The sequence below is a fragment of the Nonomuraea sp. B208 genome (assembly GCF_057536035.1).
The window spans coordinates 687,904-707,164 of sequence record NZ_BAAJOU010000028.1 but is presented as its reverse complement, the minus strand read 5'-3'; the positions used below and the strand labels follow the sequence as shown (position 1 = coordinate 707,164).

General features: G+C 74.2%; 20 protein-coding genes. 4 read left to right on the top strand and 16 right to left on the bottom strand.

Going from position 1 to position 19,261, the window contains the following annotated elements:
* Positions 1-169: 169 nt before the first annotated feature.
* The gene (locus AC27IY_RS39560; protein ID WP_423450508.1) at positions 170-862 is read left to right on the top strand and encodes a FadR/GntR family transcriptional regulator; all 693 of its coding nucleotides are present in this window, start codon (positions 170-172) and stop codon (positions 860-862) included.
* A 6-nt stretch (positions 863-868) separates the two neighbouring features.
* Here AC27IY_RS39560 and AC27IY_RS39555 read toward each other — a convergent pair whose 3' ends face one another.
* The 14 genes from AC27IY_RS39555 to AC27IY_RS39490 form a co-directional block, all read right to left on the bottom strand.
* A complete protein-coding gene (locus AC27IY_RS39555) occupies positions 869-1,081 on the bottom strand; it encodes a hypothetical protein (protein WP_344218175.1) in 213 nt (70 codons plus the stop codon).
* 52 nt (positions 1,082-1,133) lie between these two features.
* Positions 1,134-2,018 carry a ribokinase gene (rbsK, locus tag AC27IY_RS39550; protein ID WP_487181130.1) on the bottom strand — a complete coding sequence of 295 codons (885 nt, stop codon included), beginning with the start codon at positions 2,016-2,018 and terminating at the stop codon, positions 1,134-1,136.
* Complete coding sequence (locus AC27IY_RS39545) at positions 2,015-3,352, bottom strand: ADP-ribosylglycohydrolase family protein (protein WP_487181129.1); 1,338 nt, start codon at positions 3,350-3,352, stop codon at positions 2,015-2,017. The genes rbsK and AC27IY_RS39545 overlap by 4 nt, the downstream gene beginning before the upstream one ends.
* Positions 3,349-4,488, bottom strand: coding sequence for an ADP-ribosylglycohydrolase family protein (locus AC27IY_RS39540; protein WP_364444982.1), 1,140 nt, complete (start codon positions 4,486-4,488; stop codon positions 3,349-3,351). The genes AC27IY_RS39545 and AC27IY_RS39540 overlap by 4 nt, the downstream gene beginning before the upstream one ends.
* Positions 4,485-5,450, bottom strand: a complete 966-nt coding sequence (locus tag AC27IY_RS39535; protein ID WP_449945580.1) for an ADP-ribosylglycohydrolase family protein — start codon at positions 5,448-5,450, stop codon at positions 4,485-4,487. The genes AC27IY_RS39540 and AC27IY_RS39535 overlap by 4 nt, the downstream gene beginning before the upstream one ends.
* A 5-nt stretch (positions 5,451-5,455) precedes the next feature.
* The gene (locus tag AC27IY_RS39530; protein WP_487181128.1) at positions 5,456-6,454 is read right to left on the bottom strand and encodes an ADP-ribosylglycohydrolase family protein; all 999 of its coding nucleotides are present in this window, start codon (positions 6,452-6,454) and stop codon (positions 5,456-5,458) included.
* Positions 6,451-7,767 (bottom strand): ABC transporter substrate-binding protein, encoded by a 1,317-nt coding sequence (locus tag AC27IY_RS39525; RefSeq protein WP_449945584.1) that lies wholly within the window; start codon positions 7,765-7,767, stop codon positions 6,451-6,453. The genes AC27IY_RS39530 and AC27IY_RS39525 overlap by 4 nt, the downstream gene beginning before the upstream one ends.
* 9 nt (positions 7,768-7,776) lie before the next feature.
* Positions 7,777-8,595, bottom strand: a complete 819-nt coding sequence (locus tag AC27IY_RS39520; RefSeq protein ID WP_449945586.1) for a carbohydrate ABC transporter permease — start codon at positions 8,593-8,595, stop codon at positions 7,777-7,779.
* Positions 8,592-9,506, bottom strand: coding sequence for a carbohydrate ABC transporter permease (locus AC27IY_RS39515; protein WP_364444975.1), 915 nt, complete (start codon positions 9,504-9,506; stop codon positions 8,592-8,594). The genes AC27IY_RS39520 and AC27IY_RS39515 overlap by 4 nt, the downstream gene beginning before the upstream one ends.
* On the bottom strand, positions 9,503-10,579 hold the full coding sequence (locus AC27IY_RS39510) for a LacI family DNA-binding transcriptional regulator (protein WP_487181127.1): 1,077 nt from the start codon (positions 10,577-10,579) through the stop codon (positions 9,503-9,505). The genes AC27IY_RS39515 and AC27IY_RS39510 overlap by 4 nt, the downstream gene beginning before the upstream one ends.
* Positions 10,580-10,728: 149 nt before the next feature.
* Entirely contained in the window at positions 10,729-10,950 is a 222-nt protein-coding gene (locus AC27IY_RS39505; protein ID WP_487181126.1) for a hypothetical protein, read from the bottom strand.
* A 6-nt stretch (positions 10,951-10,956) separates the two neighbouring features.
* Positions 10,957-11,652, bottom strand: a complete 696-nt coding sequence (locus AC27IY_RS39500) for a hypothetical protein (RefSeq protein WP_487181125.1) — start codon at positions 11,650-11,652, stop codon at positions 10,957-10,959.
* Entirely contained in the window at positions 11,649-11,981 is a 333-nt protein-coding gene (locus tag AC27IY_RS39495; protein ID WP_344218197.1) for a PadR family transcriptional regulator, read from the bottom strand. The genes AC27IY_RS39500 and AC27IY_RS39495 overlap by 4 nt, the downstream gene beginning before the upstream one ends.
* 38 nt (positions 11,982-12,019) lie before the next feature.
* Complete coding sequence (locus AC27IY_RS39490) at positions 12,020-13,318, bottom strand: MFS transporter (RefSeq protein WP_487181124.1); 1,299 nt, start codon at positions 13,316-13,318, stop codon at positions 12,020-12,022.
* A gap of 210 nt (positions 13,319-13,528) precedes the next feature.
* Between AC27IY_RS39490 and AC27IY_RS39485 the strand changes: the two genes are divergently transcribed.
* Positions 13,529-14,821, top strand: coding sequence for an ROK family protein (locus AC27IY_RS39485; RefSeq protein WP_487181123.1), 1,293 nt, complete (start codon positions 13,529-13,531; stop codon positions 14,819-14,821).
* A gap of 621 nt (positions 14,822-15,442) precedes the next feature.
* Positions 15,443-15,748 carry an integration host factor, actinobacterial type gene (mihF, locus tag AC27IY_RS39480; RefSeq protein ID WP_020547234.1) on the top strand — a complete coding sequence of 102 codons (306 nt, stop codon included), beginning with the start codon at positions 15,443-15,445 and terminating at the stop codon, positions 15,746-15,748.
* A gap of 152 nt (positions 15,749-15,900) precedes the next feature.
* Here the strand turns inward: mihF and AC27IY_RS39475 are convergent, their stop codons facing one another.
* Together AC27IY_RS39475 and AC27IY_RS39470 are read right to left on the bottom strand one after the other, a co-directional pair.
* A complete protein-coding gene (locus AC27IY_RS39475) occupies positions 15,901-16,548 on the bottom strand; it encodes a response regulator transcription factor (RefSeq protein ID WP_091082631.1) in 648 nt (215 codons plus the stop codon).
* Positions 16,539-17,774 carry a sensor histidine kinase gene (locus tag AC27IY_RS39470; RefSeq protein WP_364444965.1) on the bottom strand — a complete coding sequence of 412 codons (1,236 nt, stop codon included), beginning with the start codon at positions 17,772-17,774 and terminating at the stop codon, positions 16,539-16,541. The genes AC27IY_RS39475 and AC27IY_RS39470 overlap by 10 nt, the downstream gene beginning before the upstream one ends.
* 198 nt (positions 17,775-17,972) lie before the next feature.
* Between AC27IY_RS39470 and AC27IY_RS39465 the strand changes: the two genes are divergently transcribed.
* A complete protein-coding gene (locus tag AC27IY_RS39465; RefSeq protein WP_364444964.1) occupies positions 17,973-19,256 on the top strand; it encodes an acyltransferase family protein in 1,284 nt (427 codons plus the stop codon).
* Positions 19,257-19,261 lie beyond the last annotated feature (5 nt).

The following is a 19,261-nucleotide window of genomic DNA, read 5'->3' as shown; positions in this document are numbered from 1 at the left end:
TCCTTGTCGTCCGTCTCCGGTGGGGGAAGACCGGCACGATCGGGCCACCGCGACGGGGTGCCGGTCCGGTCAGGCCCCGCCGCGGCGGCCGAGGAGGAGACCGTACGACGTCATAGGCGCTAGACTAACCACACCACAGGTCCTCAGACAACCTGAGAGGTTCTTTTCGATGCCCCTCGGCTCCCTCCGCCCCAGCCCGCTCGTCGAACAGGCCACCGAGCACCTGCGGGAGCAGATCACCCAGGGCGAATGGCCGGTCGGCACCCGCCTGCCCGGCGAGAACGCCCTCGCCAAGGCGCTCGGCGTCGGCCGCTCCACGGTCAGGGAGGCGCTGCGGGCGCTCGCCGGCGCCGGCCTCGTGCAGGCCCGGCAGGGCTCCGGCGTCTACGTCATCGCCACCGAGCCGGCCGAGGACTGGCCGGCCCGGCTGCGCCGCGCCGCCATCACCGACGTGTACGAGGTCCGCGTCATGGTCGAGACCCGCGCGGCGCGCCTGGCCGCCGAGCGGCGCACCGAGGAGGACGTGGCGGCGCTGGAGGCCGCGCTCGCGGCCCGGCACGCCGCCGCCACCGGGAGTGACGCCGGGTTCGTGGACGCCGACATCGCGTTGCACGCGGCGGTCGTGGCCGCGGCCGGAAACCCGGTGCTGACGGACCTGTTCGCGGAGTTCGCCCCGGTGCTGCGGGAGCGGCTGATCGACCTGGTGGAGCTGCTCGGCCTGCGCGAGCACGACCCCGACCCCGGGCACGACTCGCATGCCGCCCTGGTGGACGCCGTCCGGCGCGGCGACGGGCCCGCCGCCGAGGCCGTCCTGCAGGCCGAGCTGGAGCGGACGCTCGCCCACCTGCGCGCCCGCGCCTGAGCCGGGTCAGCCGGTGGGGCCGATGTCGGGGCGGGTGACGTCCTCCTCGTTCTCCTCCGGCTCCTCGTACGGATGCGGCGGATCGAGGTCCTGGGGCATGTCGGCGGAGACCGGACGGCGGTTGTGCCGGGTGACGCAGCCGGAGCGTTCGGCCACCACGTCGCTCTCCCCGTCAACGCCGCCGACGGCTTCCGGCAGCTCATAGGGCATCTCGCTCATGCCCTTCCTCTTCCCCCGTATCGCCGCTCCACCGCTTCGCGGCGGCGCGGCGTCAGGCCAGGAAGTCCTCGATCTCGTGCCGGTGCGGCATCGAGGTGCTGGCGCCCTCGCGCAGCACCGACAGCGCCGCCGCCGCCGTGGCGAAGCGGAGGGCGTCGGCCATGGGCCGGCCTTCGGCGCGGGCCACCGCCAGCGCCCCCACGAACGTGTCACCGGCCGCCGTGGTGTCCACCGCCTTGACCTCGGCGGCCGGCACCCGCAGCCGCTCCCCCGAGCGCGACCCGTAGAGCGCGCCCGCGCCGCCGAGCGTGATGACGGCCTCCTCGACCCGCTCCAGCAGGGCGTCCAGGGCGGCGTCCGGGCCGCTCGCGCCGGTGATGGCGGCGGCCTCGTGCTCGTTCGGGACGATCAGCGTGACCGCGTCGAGCAGCTCGCCGGGCAGCGGCTGCGCGGGCGCGGGCGTGAGCACGACCGGGACGCCGGCGGCCCGCCCGGCCTCGGCGGCGGCCACGACGGCGGGCAGCGGCAGTTCGAGCTGGAGCAGCAGCGCCCGCGACCCGGCGATGGCCGCGAGGTCGGCCTCGGAGGGTCCGGTGACGGTGCCGTTCGCGCCCGGGACCACGATGATGGAGTTGCCGCCGTCGTCGTCCACGACGATGTGCGCGATGCCGCTCGGCCCCGGCACCTGGCGCAGGCCGCGCACGTCCACCCCGGCGGCGGCCAGCGCGGCGCGCATCTCGGCGCCGAACCCGTCGTCGCCGACCGCCCCCAGGAAGGCCACCTCCGCCCCGGCCCGCGCCGCGGCGACGGCCTGGTTGGCGCCCTTGCCGCCGGGCACGGTGCGGAAGCGGTGGCCGGTGACCGTCTCGCCGCGGGCGGGGGCCTGGGCGACGTAGGCGACGAGGTCCATGTTGGCGCTGCCGAAAACCGAGATCATGCCTGCATCATCTCCTGAGTACGCCGGGCCAGCTCGCCGAGGCTCACTCCGTCGAACCCGGTCAGGCTGCTGGCCAGGCTGTCGCGGATGCGCCACCGCTCCGGCACGTCCCCGGCGAGCGCGCCGCAGATCGAGCCGGCGGTGGCGCCCGCCGAGTCGGTGTCCCAGCCGCCGGCGACGGCTCCGGCGATCGTGGCGGTGAAGTCGCCCCGCCCGTGGACGAGGGTCGCGGCGACCAGGGCCGCGTTGTGGATGGTGTGCACCCAGTGGAGCGCGCCGTGCCGCTCGTGCAGCCGGTCCACGACGCGCTCGAAGTCCGGCTCGCGGGCGGCGTCCGCGACGGCCTCGCGCACGGCGCGGTGCAGGCGCGAGCCCGGCGGCACGACGGACAGGCCCGCCTCGACGACCTCCTCCGGCGAACCGGCGGTCAGCGAGGCCGCGCACATCGCGGCGGCGAACATCGCCCCGTAGATCCCGTTCGCGGTGTGGGTGAGCCGGGCGTCGCGCCAGGCGTACTCGGCGGCCGTGGCCGGATCGCCCGGGTTGACCCATCCGTAGACGTCCGTCCTGATGAACGCGCCGATCCACTCGCGGAACGGGTTGCGCCGGGTGGCCGTCGCGGGCGGCTCGACACCGTCCAGCAGGTTGCGGTACGCCACCCGCTCGGCCGTGAACGTGCGCCCGGCCGGCAGCTCGTCCAGCCACAGCCGGGCCACGTCCTCAGTGGTGAAGCCGCGGCCGTGGCGCTCCAGCACGGTCAGCGCGAGCAGCGGGTAGTTGAGGTCGTCGTCCTCGGGGATGCCGTCGATGTTCTCGGCGAGGGAGTTGACGGCGCTGCGGCGGTTCCACGGCCAGCGGCGCGCGACGTCGTCCGGCAGGCCGCGGGCGGTGAACCAGCCGCGGATCGGCCAGTTGCCGGTGGCCTCGGCGATCTCCCTGATGCCCGCGCGCGGGATCTTCTCCACGGGCTTGCCGAGCACGCACCCGGCCGCCCGGCCCTGCCAGGCCGCCAGCACCCGCTCCGGGTCGGCCGTGCCGCCAGGGCGGGCGTCCGGCCAGGCGGGGCAGGCGGCGGCGATGTCGGCCAGCTCCGACGGCTCCTCCAGGGGCGACGGGAGCGCGGCCAGCTCGTCCAGCAGCTCCTCGGCCAGGCCGCGCAGCCGCGCCGCGCCCGCCTCGGACGCGCCGGCGCGCGGCGGGGCGTCGTGACCGCCCGCCGCGTGCCAGCGTTCCGCGACGGCGCGCACCCGGGCGGGGTCGCGGCCGTCCTCGGCGGCCTGGCGCAGCTCGTGCCCGACCAGGTCCTCCGGCTGCACCCAGGTGAGGCGGATCACGGGTGGTCCAGCTCGGCGAAGGCGGCCTCGGCGGCCCGCCGCCGCTCCTGGTCGCCCGCGCGCACCCGGCGCGCGACCGCCGCGATGGCGCGGCCGGGAGCCACCAGGTCCGTACGGCTCGCCGCCCCCACCTGCTCCACCCACTCCGCCGGCACCGCCGCGAGCCCGCCGAGCGCGCCCGCGATGGCGCCGCCCATGGAAGCGATGGAGTCGGCGTCGCGCCCGTAGTTGACGCCGCCCAGCACGGTCTCGCGGTAGTCGCCCTTGGCGATCACCAGCATGCCGAGCGCCAGCGGCAGCTCCTCGATGCTGTGCACGCGGCTCGGCCGCCGCGCGCCGAGGCCCTGGTCGCGGTAGGTGTCGGCGACCGTGTCGTAGGGGCGCACGGCGGCCCGCAGCGTCTCGAACGAGCCCTCCCAGTGCCCTAGCCCGGAGGCGGCCTCGCAGACCGCCTCGATGGCGGCCCTGGTGCCGTCCTTGGCCAGGCGCAGGCAGGCGGACACCACGGAGTCGGCGGTGGCGCCGGGCCGCATGGCCTCGGCCACGGCGGCGGCCATGACGCCCGCGGCCTCGCGGCCGTAGCTGGACTGGTGGGCGCCGGTGAGGTCGATCGCCTCGGCGTAGGCGGCGTCGGGGTCGGCGGCGTTGACGATGCCGACGGGGGCGACGTACATGGCGGCGCCGCAGTTGACGATGTTGCCGACGCCGGCCTCGCGCGGGTCGGCGTGGCCGTAGTGCAGCCGGGCCACGATCCACTTCTCGGCCAGGAAGATCCGCTGCAGCGGCAGCGCCTCGGCCTCCAGCTCGGGGATCCAGCGCCGCTCGCCCATCAGCTCGGGCACCAGGTGCTCGGCCATCGCGTAGGCGTCGAGGTGGCGGCCGGCCTTCTCGTAGACGCGGATCAGCGCGTGCGTCATGAGGGTGTCGTCGGTGATGTGGCCGTCGCCCTTGTGGTACGGCGCGATCGGCCGGGCGTTGCGCCAGTCGTCGTTGTACGGCGGCACGATCCCCTCCACGCGCCCGCCGTAACGCTCGACGATCTGTTCGGGGGTCCAGCCCTCGGTGGCGCCGCCCAGCGCGTCGCCGACCGCCGCCCCCGCCACGCAGCCGGTCGCCCTGTCCTCAAGCGGCGTCATGCGAGTCCTTTCGTCAGTTCCATCAGATCCTGGCCCGCCAGTTCCGGCAGGCAACAGCCTGCCAGCGTACGGGCCGAGGCGGTCCACCCCTCCGGGATCGCCTCGAAGCCGCCGCAGGCCCCCGTGAGCGCGCCGGTCAGCGCCGGCGCCGAGTCGGCCAGCGCGGCCAGGCACGCCGCCGCGGGCACGGCCCTGGTCAGGTCGCCCCCGGAGGCCGCGGCCAGCGCCAGCGCCGCGGGCACCGTCTGCGCGGCGCCCACGCCGTAGCTGTAGACGTGGTCGAGCAGCGCCGCGTCCAGTGCGGGCACGGCGGCGAACGCCTCGCCCGCCCGCTCGGCGGCGCCCAGCGCGAGACGGGCGTTGTGCCCGATCGCGGTGCCCTCGGGCAGCACGTCCAGCGCCGCCCGCACCGCCCGCGCCACGTCACCGGTGGCCACGGCCGCGGTCACGGCGGCGGCCATCGCCCGCGCGCCGAGCACGCCGTCCCCGGCGTTGGTGACCTGCGCGTCGTCGGACGGGTCCCTCCCCAGGACCCCGAACGCGACGGCCCGGACCGCGGCGGCGTCGTCGAAGTGGTGCGGGTTGTCGTGCCCGGACGCGGGCGGCTCGACGCCCCGCTCCAGGTTGTCGAGCGCGGTCCGCACCGAGACACGCGCCCGCAGGTCCTTGCCGATCAGCTCGCGGAAGGCCGCGGCGCGCGGCCGGTCGGCGGTCAGCAACGTCCAGGCGAGCCATTCGGCGTCGTCGGACGGGCCGACGGCGAGCGGCGCGGTCGGCTGGTTCAGCGCGAACGGCACCGGCAGCGTCGTGACCCGGTGCTCCTCGGCGAAGGCGTCGAGCTCCCGGTGGAGCCGCCTGCTCCAGGGCGCGTGCAGGGCCGCGCGGTGCCGGCTCGCGGGCCAGCCCGCGGCGTCACCGACGGCGAGCCCGGCGACGGCTCCTCTGATCCTGTCCCCCGACATGTCGGTCACCGTCCTTCCGCGGGCTCGCCGGTCAGCGGACCGGCGAGTTCGTCGGCGAGTTCGTCAGCAGTGTCCAGCACGTGCCGTCCCGCCACGACGGGCAGGCACTTGCCGGTCACCGGCCCGATCCTGGCCGCCCAGCGGGCGGGCACGCCGCTCTCGCCCTGCCGCGCGCCGCTGACGGCCCCGGCGATGGCCCCGATGGTGTCGGCGTCCCGTCCGAGGCTCACCCCGAACGTCACCGCCGCCTCCACCTCGCCGCCGCCCGCCAGGAAGGCGGCCAGCGCGAGCGCGACGGCCTCCGGGGCGAGGTCGGTCCACGGGTAGTGCCGGACGACGACGGCCTCGTGCAGCGCCGTTTCGAGATCGTCCGGCGCCGCGTCGCGAAGGACCGCGCGGGCGCGGCGGATGTTCCTGGCGGTCCACGAGTCGCCGGGGATCACCGCGAGCGCGGCGTCCACGACGTCCTCGGGCTCGGCGCCGCTCATCGCGGCGGCCACGGCCCCCGCGACCGCGCGGCCGCCGAGAATGCCCTCGCCGGACCCGCTCACCAGCCCGTCCTGCTCCACCAGCCGGGCCGCCTCCGCCGGGTCGCCCGGGCAGAAGATCCCGTACGGGGCGGCGCGCATGGCCAGCCCGTCGGACCAGCCGTGGGAGTGGACCAGCCCGGTGAGCGGTGGCTCCAGCCCGCGTCGAAGCGCTTCGACGGTGCCCAGCTCCGAGAACCCGGCGCCGCGCATCGGCCCGTCCACCCTGGGGATGATCTCTTCCCGGTACGCCCGCGCGACCAGCTCGGGGGTCAGCCCGTGGCCGTGCCGCCTGAGCAGCGAGGCGGCGAAGATGGCGTACTCGGTGTCGTCGGTGCCGCCGCCCTCGATCTCGGTGAGCCGGCCCCACCGCCGCCGGATCTCGGCCGGCGTCAGGTTCTCGGCGGGGGCCCCGAGGGCGTCGCCGGCCGCGAGGCCGAGCAGACACCCCCGGGCCCGTTCCCGGTAGGAGGTCACCGCTGGTACCGCTCCAGGACCTTGTTGCCCTCGTCCACGAGCCGCTTGGCCGCGTCGTCGAGGGTGATCTTGCCGGCGAAGTACTCCTGCAGCACCGGCGTGGCGACCTTGCTCTTCCACTCGTCGAACCCGTTCACCTTGAGGAACGGCGCGACGACGAGGTTCTTGACGGAGGCGGTGGCCACGTCCCAGCCGTTCTCCTCGGTGGTGATCGCCGGGTCGGAGGCGGCCGCCTGGGAGGTCGGCAGCAGCCAGTCCCCCTTGGCGAGCTTGGCCTGGTTGGGGCCGTTGAGGAAGAAGGCCATGAACTTCATCGCCTCCTCGGGGTGCTTGCTGTCCTGGGCGATGGACAGCGTCTGCGAGACCGCGCCCTGCTGGGCGGTGGTGCCCTTCGGGCCGGGCAGGGTGACCCACTCGAAGCCGTCGGGCGCCTGCTCGGCCACCTGCTGGCGCAGGAACACGCCGGCCGGCAGCAGCGCGAACTTGCCCTTGTAGAAGGCGGGCAGCGGGTCGGCGGTGCCCTGGCCGAGCGCGGCGGGGTCGGCGGACTTGTCCTTGTGGAGCTGGTCGTGGATGCGCTGGAGCACCTCGCGCTCCTCAGGGCCGACCTTGACCGTGGTCTTGCCGTCGGCGGTCTGGAAGAACGTGCCGCCGAAGTTCAGCGCCAGGTTGAGCGTCTTGTTGACCGGCGACTTCATGGCCCAGGCGACGCCGAAGGTGCCGTCCTTGGTCATCTTCTTGGCGGCCGCGGAGAACTCGTCCCACGTCCACGGGTTGTCGGCGGTGGGGACGCGCACCTTGGCCGCGTCGAGCAGCTTCTTGTTGGCGATGATGACCTGCGACTCCTGCAGGAACGGCACGCCGTACACGCCCTGGCCGCCCTTGCCGTCGTCGAAGGTGACGGTGTCCCAGGCGGACTGCGGGATGTCGCTCTTCAGCTCGGCGGGCACCTTGTCCTTGAGGTCGAGCAGATAGCCGTCGGCGGCGAACCCGGACAGCGCGGGCGAGTCGTTGTGGATGACGTCGGGCGCGGTGCCGCCGGCGAACTGGGTGACGAGCTGGTCGTTGACGTTGTCCCAGCTGCCCTGGACGTAGGTGACCTGGATGTTCGGGTTGGCCTTGTTCCACTCGTCCACGATCTGCTTGTTCGCGGCGACGGATTCCTTCTGCCAGGCCAGGCTGAGGAAATTGATCTTGACCGGCTCGCCGGAGGAGGACGACGACGAGGAACTGCCGCCGTCGCCGCCTCCGCTGCCGCACGCGCCGGCGAGCGCCACGATGGCGGCCGCCGCCAGAGCGGACCTGATACGCATGTGAGCCTCCTAGCCCTTCACGGCGCCGGCCATCAGGCCGGACTTCAGTCGCCGCTGGATGATTGAGAAGAAGATCAAGCTCGGGATCGTCGCCATGAGCGACGCCGCTGCCAGCGGGCCGAGCCTGGCCACCCCCTCGGGGCCGGTGAAGCGCACCAGCGTGAGGGGAAGCGTCATGACGTCGGGGTTCTGCAGGATGACGAGGGCGAACATGAACTCGTTCCATGACGAGATGAACGCGAACAGCAGCGTGGCCACCACGCCCGGCGCGAGCAGCGGCGCGACGACCGAGGCGATCGAGCGCAGCCGGCTCGCGCCGTCCACGGCCGCGGCCTCCTCCAGCTCACGCGGCACCGCGCGGACGTAGCCCTGCAGCATCCACAACGCGAACGGCAGCGTGAACGTCACGTGCACGACCACCAGGCCGGGCAGCGTGTTCACCAGGTCCAGGTCCCGCAGGATCATGAAGAGCGGGATGATGATCAGGATGAACGGGAACACCTGGCTGACCAGCACCCAGCCGATCGCGATCTTGTTGACCAGGCCGCGGTAACGGGCCATCGCGTAGGCGGCCGGCAGCGAGATCAGCACCGTGATCAGGCTGGCGGCCAGCGCCACGCCGAGGCTGCGCACCGCCGCGCCCACCAGGTCCTGCTCCCCGAAGGCGTCGGTGAAGTTGGACAGCGTCGGCTCGCGCGGGATCCACGTGGGATCGGCCAGCGCCATCTCCTGCGGCGTCTTCAGCGCCGTCGACAGCAGCCAGAGCAGCGGGAAGGCGAGGAAGACGACGTACGCGGCGAGCGCGGCGTACTGCGAGAAGCGTCTCATCGGGTCTCCCTCATCTGGCGCCACAGGTACAGCCCGAGCACCGCGAGCACCACGATCGCCATGGCCAGGCCGAGCATCGAGGCGTAGCCGGCGAAGCGGTAGCGGAACGCCTCCTCGTAGGCGAACAGCATGGGCAGCCGCGTCTGGCCGCCCGGCCCGCCCTGGGTGAGCACGTAGACCAGGCCGAACTGGTTGATGTTCCACACGAAGTCGAGCGAGGTGATCGCCACGATCACCGGGCGGAGCTGCGGCAGCGTGATGTTCCAGAAGCGCCGCCAGCGGCTCGCGCCGTCCACCTCGCCGGCCTCGTACAGCTCGCGCGGGATGCCCTGGAGGCCGGCCAGCAGCACGACCGTGGTCTGCGGCATGCCGGTCCAGACGCCGACCACGATGATCGCCGGCAGCGCGAGCGAGAAGTCGGCCAGCCAGTTGACGTGCGTGCCGAGCAGGGCGTTGAGTATGCCGGCGTCCGGGTGGTAGACGAGCTTCCACATCAGGCCGATGACGACCGGGGGCATCGCCCACGGCACCACGGCCAGCACCCTGGCCACGCCGCGGAAGCGCAGGTTCTCGTTGAGCAGCAGCGCCAGGCCGAGCGCGGCCAGGAACTGCAGCACGGTCACCGAGACGGACCAGATCGCGCCGATCCTGAAGGAGGACCAGAAGTCCTCGGCGGTCAGCAGCTCGAACAGGTTCTCCAGGCCGACGAAGCTCGTCTCGTGGTTACGGGTGTTGCGGGCGTCGGTGAAGGCGAGCGCGATGCCGTACAGCAGCGGGCCGACGCTGAACAGCAGCACCGGCACCAGCGCGGGCAGCATGAGCAGCCACATCTCGCGGGTCTGGCGGGACAGGCCGCGGGGGCGGGCGTGCGGCCGGCGCGGCGGCGCGGGCCTGGTCGCGGTGGCGGTCACGCGCCGCTCCCCTCAGTGCCGTGTCCCTCGGTGCCGTGGCCCTCGGTGCCGTGGCCCTCGCCGCAGTGTCCTTCGCCCGCCGTGGAGGCGCGCACCACGAGCCGGGGCGGGACGGTGACCCGCCGGGGCTCGCGCTCGCCGCCGTTCAGCCGTTCCAGCAGCAGCTCGGCGGCGACCCGGCCGCGTTCGGCCGAGCCGAGCGAGACGCTGGTGAGCGAGGGCCAGGAGGCGGCGGCGAGGTCGGTGTCGTCCATGCCCGCCACGGCCACGTCCTCCGGCACCCGGCGGCCCGCGTCGCGCAGCACGTCGAGCGCGCCGAGCGCGATGAGGTCGTTGGCGCACATGAGCGCGTCCACGTCGGGGCGGCGGGCCAGCAGCTCGGCGACCGCGCGCCGCCCCTCGGGCCGGTAGAAGTCGGCGATCTGCACCAGGTCCTCGTCGTACGGCAGGCCGACCGCCTCCAGCGCCTCCCGGTAGCCGGCCCCGCGGGCGGCGCCGGGCACGGTGTCGAGCGGGCCGTTGACCATGGCGACGCGGCGGCGGCCGAGCGCGTGCAGGTGGTCGATCGCGAGCCGGACGCCGGTGCGGGAGTCGGCCCGTACGTTGTCCACGGGCGTGCCCTCGGGCACCTGGCCGATGATCACGACCGGCGCGCGGGCGGCGGCCAGCGTCTCCAGGTGGGCGTCGGTGACCCGCAGGGGGCTCATGATGAGGCCGTCCACGTACCGCTCGCCGAGGCTGCGCAGCACGTCGATCTCGTCGGCGGCGACGGCGTCGGTGGAGTGCAGCACGAGCCGGTAGCCCGCGGCCTTCAGCACGGGCTGGATCTCGCGCAGCATCGCCAGGTAGGCGGGGTTGCCGACGTCGGCCATGGCGAAGGCGACCTGATGGGTGCGGCGGGACTTGAGCGACCTGGCCACGGCGTTGCGCACGTAGCCCAGCTCGTCGGCGGCCGCCATCACCTTGCGCACCGTCTCCTGCCTGGTCGGCAGGCCGTTCAGCACCCGCGAGACGGAGGCGATCGAGACACCGGCGCGCGCGGCGATCGTGTTGATCGTGGGTCCGTCGGCCAAGGTAGTCCTTCCATCGGTGTAAACGTTTACGATCTTGCTTCTGTAAACGTTTACGGCGTGGGGGACATGAAACCCGTACGTAACTCGCAGGTCAAGTCACGATCGAATAACACCAGGTCAGAGGGGTGAAACGCAAACCGAGCGGCGGCTCAGCGACCGGCCCCTCTCCTCAGGGCCAGGGCGGCCGTGGCGGCGAAGGCCAGGGCCGCGCACCCGATCTGGGCGAGCGCCGTGGCGGCGGGCACCGACGGCAGGTCCCCGAGGTCCCCCAGGGCCGCCGCCGGCAGGAACAGCACCAGCGCCGCCCGCCGCCCCACGGGCGACCCGCACGCCCACCCCGCCGCCAGCCCCACCACGACCAGCCAGGGCACGGGCTTTCAGGTCACCAGGTCGTGATGGGCGATCACGTCCACCCAGCGCACGATCGCCTTGCTCATGGCCAGCCCCGCCACGGCGAGCGGCCCCCACAGCAGGAACGCGCGCCAGGGGACGACCGCGATCGCGCGGTGCGCGGCGGGCACGAACGCGATGGCGACGGCCGCGAGCTGGGCCAGCAGGACCGGGCCGTGGTTCGGGAGCAGCAGCGCGTCCAGATCCAGGAGAGCGGGGCCGCGGGTCTGGGGGAGCACGAACGCGACCACGCCGAGCACCGCGATCCACCGCCGGCCGAGCAGCACGGCCAGCACCGGCAGGGCCGCGGAGATGATCGGCTGAGCCACGAGCAGGATCCGGAACGGCCGCGCCACCGCGGCGACCCCCACGTTGCCCACGCTCACGGCCGTTTGGAGCAGCTCGGTCGCCAGCGCGCCGGCCAGCATCAGGAACGGCCACAGCGCCACAGCGAGCGCCGCCCCGCCACGCCAGGCCGGCGCGGAGACCGGGCCGAAGGCCCGCCGCCCGTGGACGCGCAGCGCACCCCAGAGCAGGTCGGCCACGTCGGCCGGACGGGGACGGGTCTGGCCGGGCCGCGCCCCCGCGAGGAGCACGCCGAGCATCTCCTCCTCGTGCCGCGCCCGGTGGTCGCGGGGGTAGGCGGCGAGGAGGCGGCGGTAGCGGCTTTCGAGGGAGCTCATGCCGTTCCTCCCGCCCCGAGCGCGCGCAGGCGGGCCGTGGCCGCCCTGGCGTGCCTGCGCATCCGCTCGGCCTCGGCCGCCAGCCTCGTGGCGCCGTCGCCGGTCAGCCGGTAGTAGCGGCGCACCCGGCCGTCGACGATCTCCTCCCGGTCCTCGGCGATCAGGCCCTCCTCCTGGAGGCGGTCGAAGGCGGCGTACAGGGTGCCGGCGCGGAGCCGGACCTGGCCTTCGGAGATGCGTTCCACGTCGGTGATGACGCCGTACCCGTGCTGGGGGCCGGCGGCCAACGCGGTGAGGATCAGGAAGGTCGGCTCCTGCATCTGTCGCATGTGATCAATATATACCGATCATCTACATATCCGAGGCGTCAGTCCCGGGCGGGCTCCGGGACGGGGGCGGTGGACGCCGGGGGCGAGACGCGCAGGAGGGAGCGGATGGCAGGGGCGCCGGCGAGGGTGACCACGGCGGCCAGCGCCGCCGGGATGATCAGCGCGACCGGCAGCGACGCCGCGTCCGCCACGTAGCCCAGCACGGCGGGCCCGAGCAGCAGGCCGCTGTAGCCGAAGGCGGTGACCATGGCGAGCGCCCGCCCGACCCGCTCCCCGGCCGCGCCGACGGCGCTGAACAGCACCGGCACCACGGTCGCCAGTCCCACGCCGGCCAGCGCCCAGCCGGTCCACGCGCACGCCACCCGCAGGCCCTCCGGGACGAGCGGGGAGAGCAGGACGAGCGCGTACCCGGCGGTGGCGAGGAGCCCCGCGAGCTGGATCGTACGCACCGAGCCGAGCCTGGCCCGGATCGGGTCGCCCAGCAGCCGCACGGTGGTCATCGCGACGGAGAAGATCGTGTACGCCAGCGGGGCCGCCGCCGGGTCGGTGCCGAGGACCCAGCGGGCGTGCAGCGCGGCCCAGTCGATGGCCGCCCCCTCGCTCAGGTGGCCGGCGAAGGCGGCGAGACCGAGCAGCGCGATGAGCCCCCACGTGAGCGAGCCACCGGTCCCGCCCTTCGCCTCGCCGGGGGCCGCCGGTTCGGGGCTCGCCGGGGCGGACGGCAGCAGCAGCCGCGCCGCCGGAAGGTACAGCAGCGCCACGACCACGGCCGCGACCACCAGCACGAGCTGCGGGTCCACCCCGGCCCGCAGGAACAGCGCGGTCAGCGCGCCCCCCGCGGCCCCGCCGAGGCTCCACGTGCCGTGGAAGGCCGAGATGATCGGCCGCCCGTAGGCGCGCTCGACCTCGACGGAATGGGCGTTCATGGCGACCTCGCAGGCGCCGAGCCCGATCCCGAACACCACGGCGAGCGCGGCCAGCGTCGCGTACGACGGGGCCAGCGCGGGGCCGAGCAGCGCCAGGGCGGACAGGGGTCCGGCGATCCAGCAGACGCGGCGGCTGCCGTACCGGTCGACGAGCGGCCCGGCGGCCAGCATCGACACCAGCGCGCCGCCCGAGATCAGCAGCAGGACAGTGCCGAGCAGGCGCGGGCCGAGATCGAGCCGGTCGTTGAGCGAGGGCAGCCCGGCCGCCCACAGACCCATCACAAATCCGGCGAAGACGAAGAATCCGAAAACTCCGACACGAGCACGCCTGGCATCAATGAGGCTTTTGTTCACGCCTAGAGCATAAACTGTCCCCGTCAACGAAGCCACAGCCGAACGGAGCCACGCCATGAACGCCGCCACAAGACGACCGAGGCCAGGGGCGAACCAAGCCACGGCGCCAACGGGCGACGGCACGAACGGGCGACGGCACGAACGGGGCCTGGGCGTGACGGGCGACGGCATGACGGGAGATGCAGCATGACGGGAGACCGCGTGAACGGAGCCAGGGCGTGACGGGCGACAGCGTGAACGGAGCCAGGGCGTGAGCGGGGCGACGGCATGAACGGGGCGACGACGAGCGGTGAGCTGCGTGCCCACAACCGGGCCCGGCTGCTGCGTGCCGTGCACGAGGGCGGCGCCACCCTGACCCGCTCCCAGCTCACCCGCGACCTGGGCCTGGCCCGTGGAACCGCGTCCGTGCTGGTCGCCGGCCTGCTGGAGGACGAGCTGCTCCACGAGGAGCCCGCCAGGGAACACGCCAGGGGCCGCCCCACCCAGGTGCCGGGCCCCCATCCGCACGGCCCCGTGGCGCTGGCCGCCGACGTGCGCGAGGACGCCTGGGAACTGGCGGCCTGCGAACTGGGCGGCCGGGTCACGGTCCTCGCCGTACGGCCCCACGACGGCACCCCGGAGGGCGCGCTCGGCACCCTCGGCGAGGCCCTGGCCGCAGAACGCCAGCGGCTCGGCCACCGCGTGGTCGGAGTAGGCGTCGCCCTGGCCGGCCCGGTCCGCCACGGCGGCCTCGTCGACATCGCCCACCTGTCCTGGCACGCCGTCGACGTCCCCCACCTCCTCACCGCCGGCCCCGGCCCCGCCGACGCCCTCACCCTCAGCGAGCTAGCGGAGAGCGGGCACGGCTCGGCCGACGCCCCTCGCCCCTCCGGTCCCCCCTCCCTGCGGAGGGCCGCGGCGGTTCTCGGCGGGGGCGGGGGGCGGGGGGTGCCGTTGTTCGTGGGGAATGACACCGCGTTCGCGGCGTTGGCGGAGGCGCGGCGGGGGCGGTTGCGGGGGGTGCGGGTGGGGTTGCACCTGCATGTGGACTTCGACCTGGGCGGCGTGCTGGTCGTGGACGGGCGCCCGCTCGGCGGCGCCGCGGGCTCCGGCGCGGAGTTCGGCCACATGCCGCTCACCGGCGGCGAGCGGCCCTGCCCGTGCGGCGCGCTCGGCTGCTGGAGCACGGAGGTCGGCGCGAACGCGCTCCTGCGCCACGCCGGCCTGGCCCACGGCGGCGGACGGGGCCGCGAGCAGGCCGAGCGGGTGCTGGCGACGAGCAGCAAGGCGGTGGCCGCGAACGCCCGCGCCCTGGGCCGCGGCATCGCCGCCCTGGTGAACGCGCACGACCCCGAGGCCGTCACGCTCTCGGGCCACGGCGTCGAGCTGTACGAGCGGGCGGGCGAGACGCTGCGGGCGGCGGCGGAGCCGTACCTGATGGCGATCCGCCGCGAGGCCCCGCCCCGCATCGAGAGCTCGGCCCTGGGCTGGCGCGGCGCGCTCCTCGGCGCGATGGAGTCGGTCTTCGACGCCTTCCTGACGCCGGAAGGACTCGGCGGGTGGCGCGGGAGCCCACCCTGACCAGGCCCGCGACACGCCCGATCCGCCGAATGTGATGAATTCCACGTCAAAGGCGGAAAAGACACCGTAGGGCCCGTCTTCCAGCCCCCGTCAGGTGATCTTGCGGGAAGCGGGCGCGGCCCGGAGAAGGCCGGGGAGCGGAACAATCATGGTCCGGGCTCCGGCCGTCGCCGATCGCGCCGCCACTCCCCCGTCACCGGACAGGAGGCCGCGCCCGACCCAGCCGCTCGCCGCCGAGCCGGGCCGACCGACCGAGCGGTCACATCGTCGCAGGTCATCGGGGTTCTGCGAGCCCTCGGACAGGTCCCGGGGACGGGCGCAGCTCTCCGCTTCGCCGCCCCGCGCAGCCACTTCACCGCTGCCCCACCGGCGGGCGAGCCCGGCAGCCCCCCGAGAGGTCGCCACCAGCCGGGTACGAGGGGGCGGCGGGCAAGATCGCCTGGCGGGCGGCCGGGCGGCCGGAGCGGACGCCCGCGGCCCCCTCCTGAGTGACGACACAGCCCGAAGATGGCGCTGAGCGGGAGCTTTCCGCAAACAAGAACCCCCGGCATCCGCAATGATTAGCCACTGCACCACGGGTAACAAAGACCCGAACCCAAACTCCCCGAGGAGAGAACAGAGATGGCACTTCCCACTCTCACCCCCGAGCAGCGGCAGGCGGCTCTGGCGAAGGCCGCCGAGGCCCGCGCCGCCCGTACGGCCCTGCTGGCCAAGGTCAAGGCCGGCGAGCTGACCTTCTCCCAGCTCCTGGAGCGTGACGACGACATCGCGAAGAAGATCAAGGTGTCCCAGGCCCTGCGGGCCGTCAAGGGTGTCGGCCCGGCCAAGGCCACCGCGCTCATGGAGGAGGCGGGCGTCGACGAGAAGCGCCGCCTCGGCGGTCTGGGCGCCCAGCAGCGCAAGAAGCTGGTCGAGGCGCTCGGCTAGGTAGGGCGGCCAGGTCCGCGCGGGGCGTCGCGCGGACCGGCCAACGACCCTTCGACCAGGCCGCGGAGGGGCCGGAAGAGCGGCGAGCCGCCCCGCTCTTCACCGGCGGGCCGGCCGAGGGGCAGAGGGGCCGGAGACGGGCGGCACGCCTGTCAGGAGCGCAGGTAAGCCAGGACGGCGAGCACCCGGCGATGCTGGTCGGCGTCCTCCGCGTAGAGGCCGAGCTTGCTGAAGATGCTCCTGATGTGCTTCTCCACCGCCCCGTCGCTGATGACGAGCTGCCGCCCGATGGCCGGATTCGACTTCCCCTCGGCCATCAGCCCGAGCACCTCCCGCTCGCGGGGCGTGAGCTGCGCCAGCGGGTCGTCCTTGCGTCTGCGTACCATCAACTGGGACACCACCTGTGGATCGAACACGGTCCCGCCCGCGGCGACCCGCCGCAGGCCCTCCAGAAACTCGTCCACGTCGACGACCCGGTCCTTCAGCAGATAGCCGACGGCGCCACGGGCATCGGCGAGCAGGTCGTCTGCGTAGGAGACCTCGACGTACTGCGACAGGATGAGCACGGGAGCGCCCGGCACCCTGCGTCGTGCCTCGACCGCCGCGCGCAGCCCCTCGTCGGTGAACGACGGCGGCATCCGCACGTCGACCACCGACACGTCGGGCTTGTGCTCGGCGATCGCCTCGACCAGCGTGTCACCGTCACCGACGGTGGCGACCACCTCGAAGCCGAACTCCTCCAGCAGCCTGACCAGGCCCTCCCTGATCAGAACCGCGTCATCGGCCACGACTACCCGCACGGCACCTCCGCCACGATCAACGTCGGCCCGCCGTCCGGCGACTGTACGGTCAGCTCCCCGTCAACGGCGCGGAGCCGGTCGGCCAGCCCGGCGAGACCGTGTCCCTTGGCGACGTTCGCGCCGCCGACCCCATCATCCCCGATCGTGAGCATGAGGGCGTCGCCGAGGCGCTGGAGCTGGATCGTGCAGACAGTGGCGCGGCTGTGCTTGGCCACGTTGGTGAGGCTCTCCGCGCAGACGAAGTAGAGGGCGTTCTCGATGGCCGCCGGGTAGCGCTCGACCACCTGCACGTCGAGGTCCACGGGCAGGGTGGCGCGCCCGGCGAGGGCGGCGAGCGCGGGCGCGAGGCCCCGGTCGGACAGGATGGGCGGGGCGATGCCGCGCGAGAGCGCGCGCAGCTCGTCCAGCGTCTCGCGGGTGGCGGAGATCGCGGACGTGATGGTGGCCGAGGCCGCCTCCGGGTCCCTGGCGAGCTGGCGCTGGGCCCGCGACAGCTCCATGGCCAGCGAGACCAGCCGCTGCTGCGGCCCGTCGTGGATGTCGCGCTCCAGCTTGCGCAGGGCGTTCGCCTCGGCGGAGACGGCGGCGGCGCGGCCCTCGGTGAGGTCGCTGATGCGCTCCTGCAGCTCGGCCACGCCGGTCAGCAGCGCCCGTCCGAGCGAGGCCCGCAGCAGCGCCGCGCCGCGCACGAGGACCGGCGTGAGCATCGCGAAGGCCAGGCCGAGCACGACGTAGAAGGCCGAGTTGACGAGGTAGCCGTCGCCGAGGCCGAGCAGCTCGGGCAGCTCGACGTTGCCGGGGATGCGCGAGGTGACGATCCCGTAGATCGGGTACGTCAGCGCGGCCAGCGGCACCGCCCAGGCCACCAGGGTCAGCACGAACGACACGATCGCGATCGGAAAGTTGATCACGCCGTGCAGCAGGTCCAGCCAGGACTGCCCGCTGGTGAGCGGGTTGACCAGGCGGCGGAAGCTGCCCGCGCCGGCCGGGGCGGGCTTGTACCGGGGCCGCACCGGCGGGCGGTCGAGCACGTCGGACAGCCAGCCGCGCTCCGCGTCGGCGAAACCACGCGCCATCAGCAGCGTGCCGGCCAGCAGCGGCACGCCGACCCACACGACCGCGGTGCCGACGCCGGCCGAGAAGCCGGCGATCAAGAGGCAGAAGCCGATGACGGCCGTGGGGAAGCCGACGAACGTGTAGCGGGTGTCCAGAAGGACACGCCTCATCAGGGAGCGCATGTCCATCACGCTAGAACCTCGGGCACGGGCGTGACGAGCAGGCGGTCCGGTGTGAGGGGGTAGGGCTGCCCCTACCCCCGGCAGTGGTGTGATCGCGACCCGGGAACGGCGGCTCGCGGCAATGTGCCGGACCGGTCCACGGCGGGAGCCTTGAGCCAACGGCTCCCCCCTGAATCGAGGCTCCCCATGACCGTCCTGCTGGACCGCCCGGCCGCCCCCGCCGCGCCACCGCGCCCGTCCGCGGGCGCTCCCGCGAGCCCTCCGAAGGGGCGGGACCCGTTCGTCGATCTGCTGCGGGTGCTCGGCATGGCGCTGATCGTGTTCCAGCACTGGACGATCCCCGTGCTGTCGTACGACGGCGCGCGGCTGACCACGGGCAACGCGCTGGCCACGCCCGGGGTGTGGGTGGTGACGTGGCTCAGCCAGGTGATGCCGCTGGTGTTCTTCGCGGGCGGCGCGGCGAACGCGATCGGCTTCGCCCGCTCCCGTGAGGGGACGCCGCGCTGGCTGGCGGTGCGGCTGCGGCGGCTGGCCTGGCCGCTGCTGCCGCTGGCGGCGGTGTGGATCCCGCTCCCCCAGGTGCTGCTCACGCTCGGCGTGCCCGAGCAGCCGCTCCGGGTCGGGGCGCAGCTCACCGGACAGCTCCTGTGGTTCCTCGCGGTCTACCTCATCGCGGTGGTGGTCACCCCGTACGCGCTGCGCCTGCACGCCCGCTTCGGCGTGGCGGTGCCGGCGGCGCTGGCGGCCGGGGCGGTGCTCACGGACGTCGTACGCTTCACGACCGGCATCGACGCCCTCGGCTACCTCAACGTGGTGTTCGTCTGGCTGGCGGTGCACCAGCTCGGCTTCTTCTACGCCGAGGGGCGGCTGCGCCGGCCGTGGGCGCTCGCGGCGGGCGGGTTCGGCGCGGCGGCGCTGCTGGTGGGCTTCGGCCCCTACCCGGGCAGCATGATCGGCCTGCCCGGCGCCGAGGTGTCGAACATGGCCCCGCCCACGCTCGCCATGCTGGCCGTGGGCCTCGGGCAGATCGGGCTGGCGGTGCTGCTGCGCCCGGCGCTGGTCCGGCTGCCGCTCGACCGGCTGCTGGCGTGGGCCAGTCCGCGGATCATGACGGTGTACCTGTGGCACATGCCGGCGCTGTTCGCGGTCACCGGCGTGGTCGTGGTGCTGCTGCGGGTGGACACGCCGGCGCCGGGTGGCGCGTTCTGGCTGGCGGGCTGGCCGCTCTGGTTCGGGCTGCTGTGCCTGGTGATGTGGCCGCTGACGCGGATCTTCGCCCGGTTCGAGACGCCGCCCGCGCTGCCGTACGGCACGGCCGGCATGCGCGCGATGACGGCGGCTGCGGCGCTAATCGGGGCCGGGGTTCTCACGCTGACCTGCGTCGGGTTCGCCCCGGGCCCGTGGGCGTTCCTGGCGATGCTGGCGATCCTCGGCGGGCTGCTCGTGACCGTGCCGCGGACCCGCTCGTAGCGGTC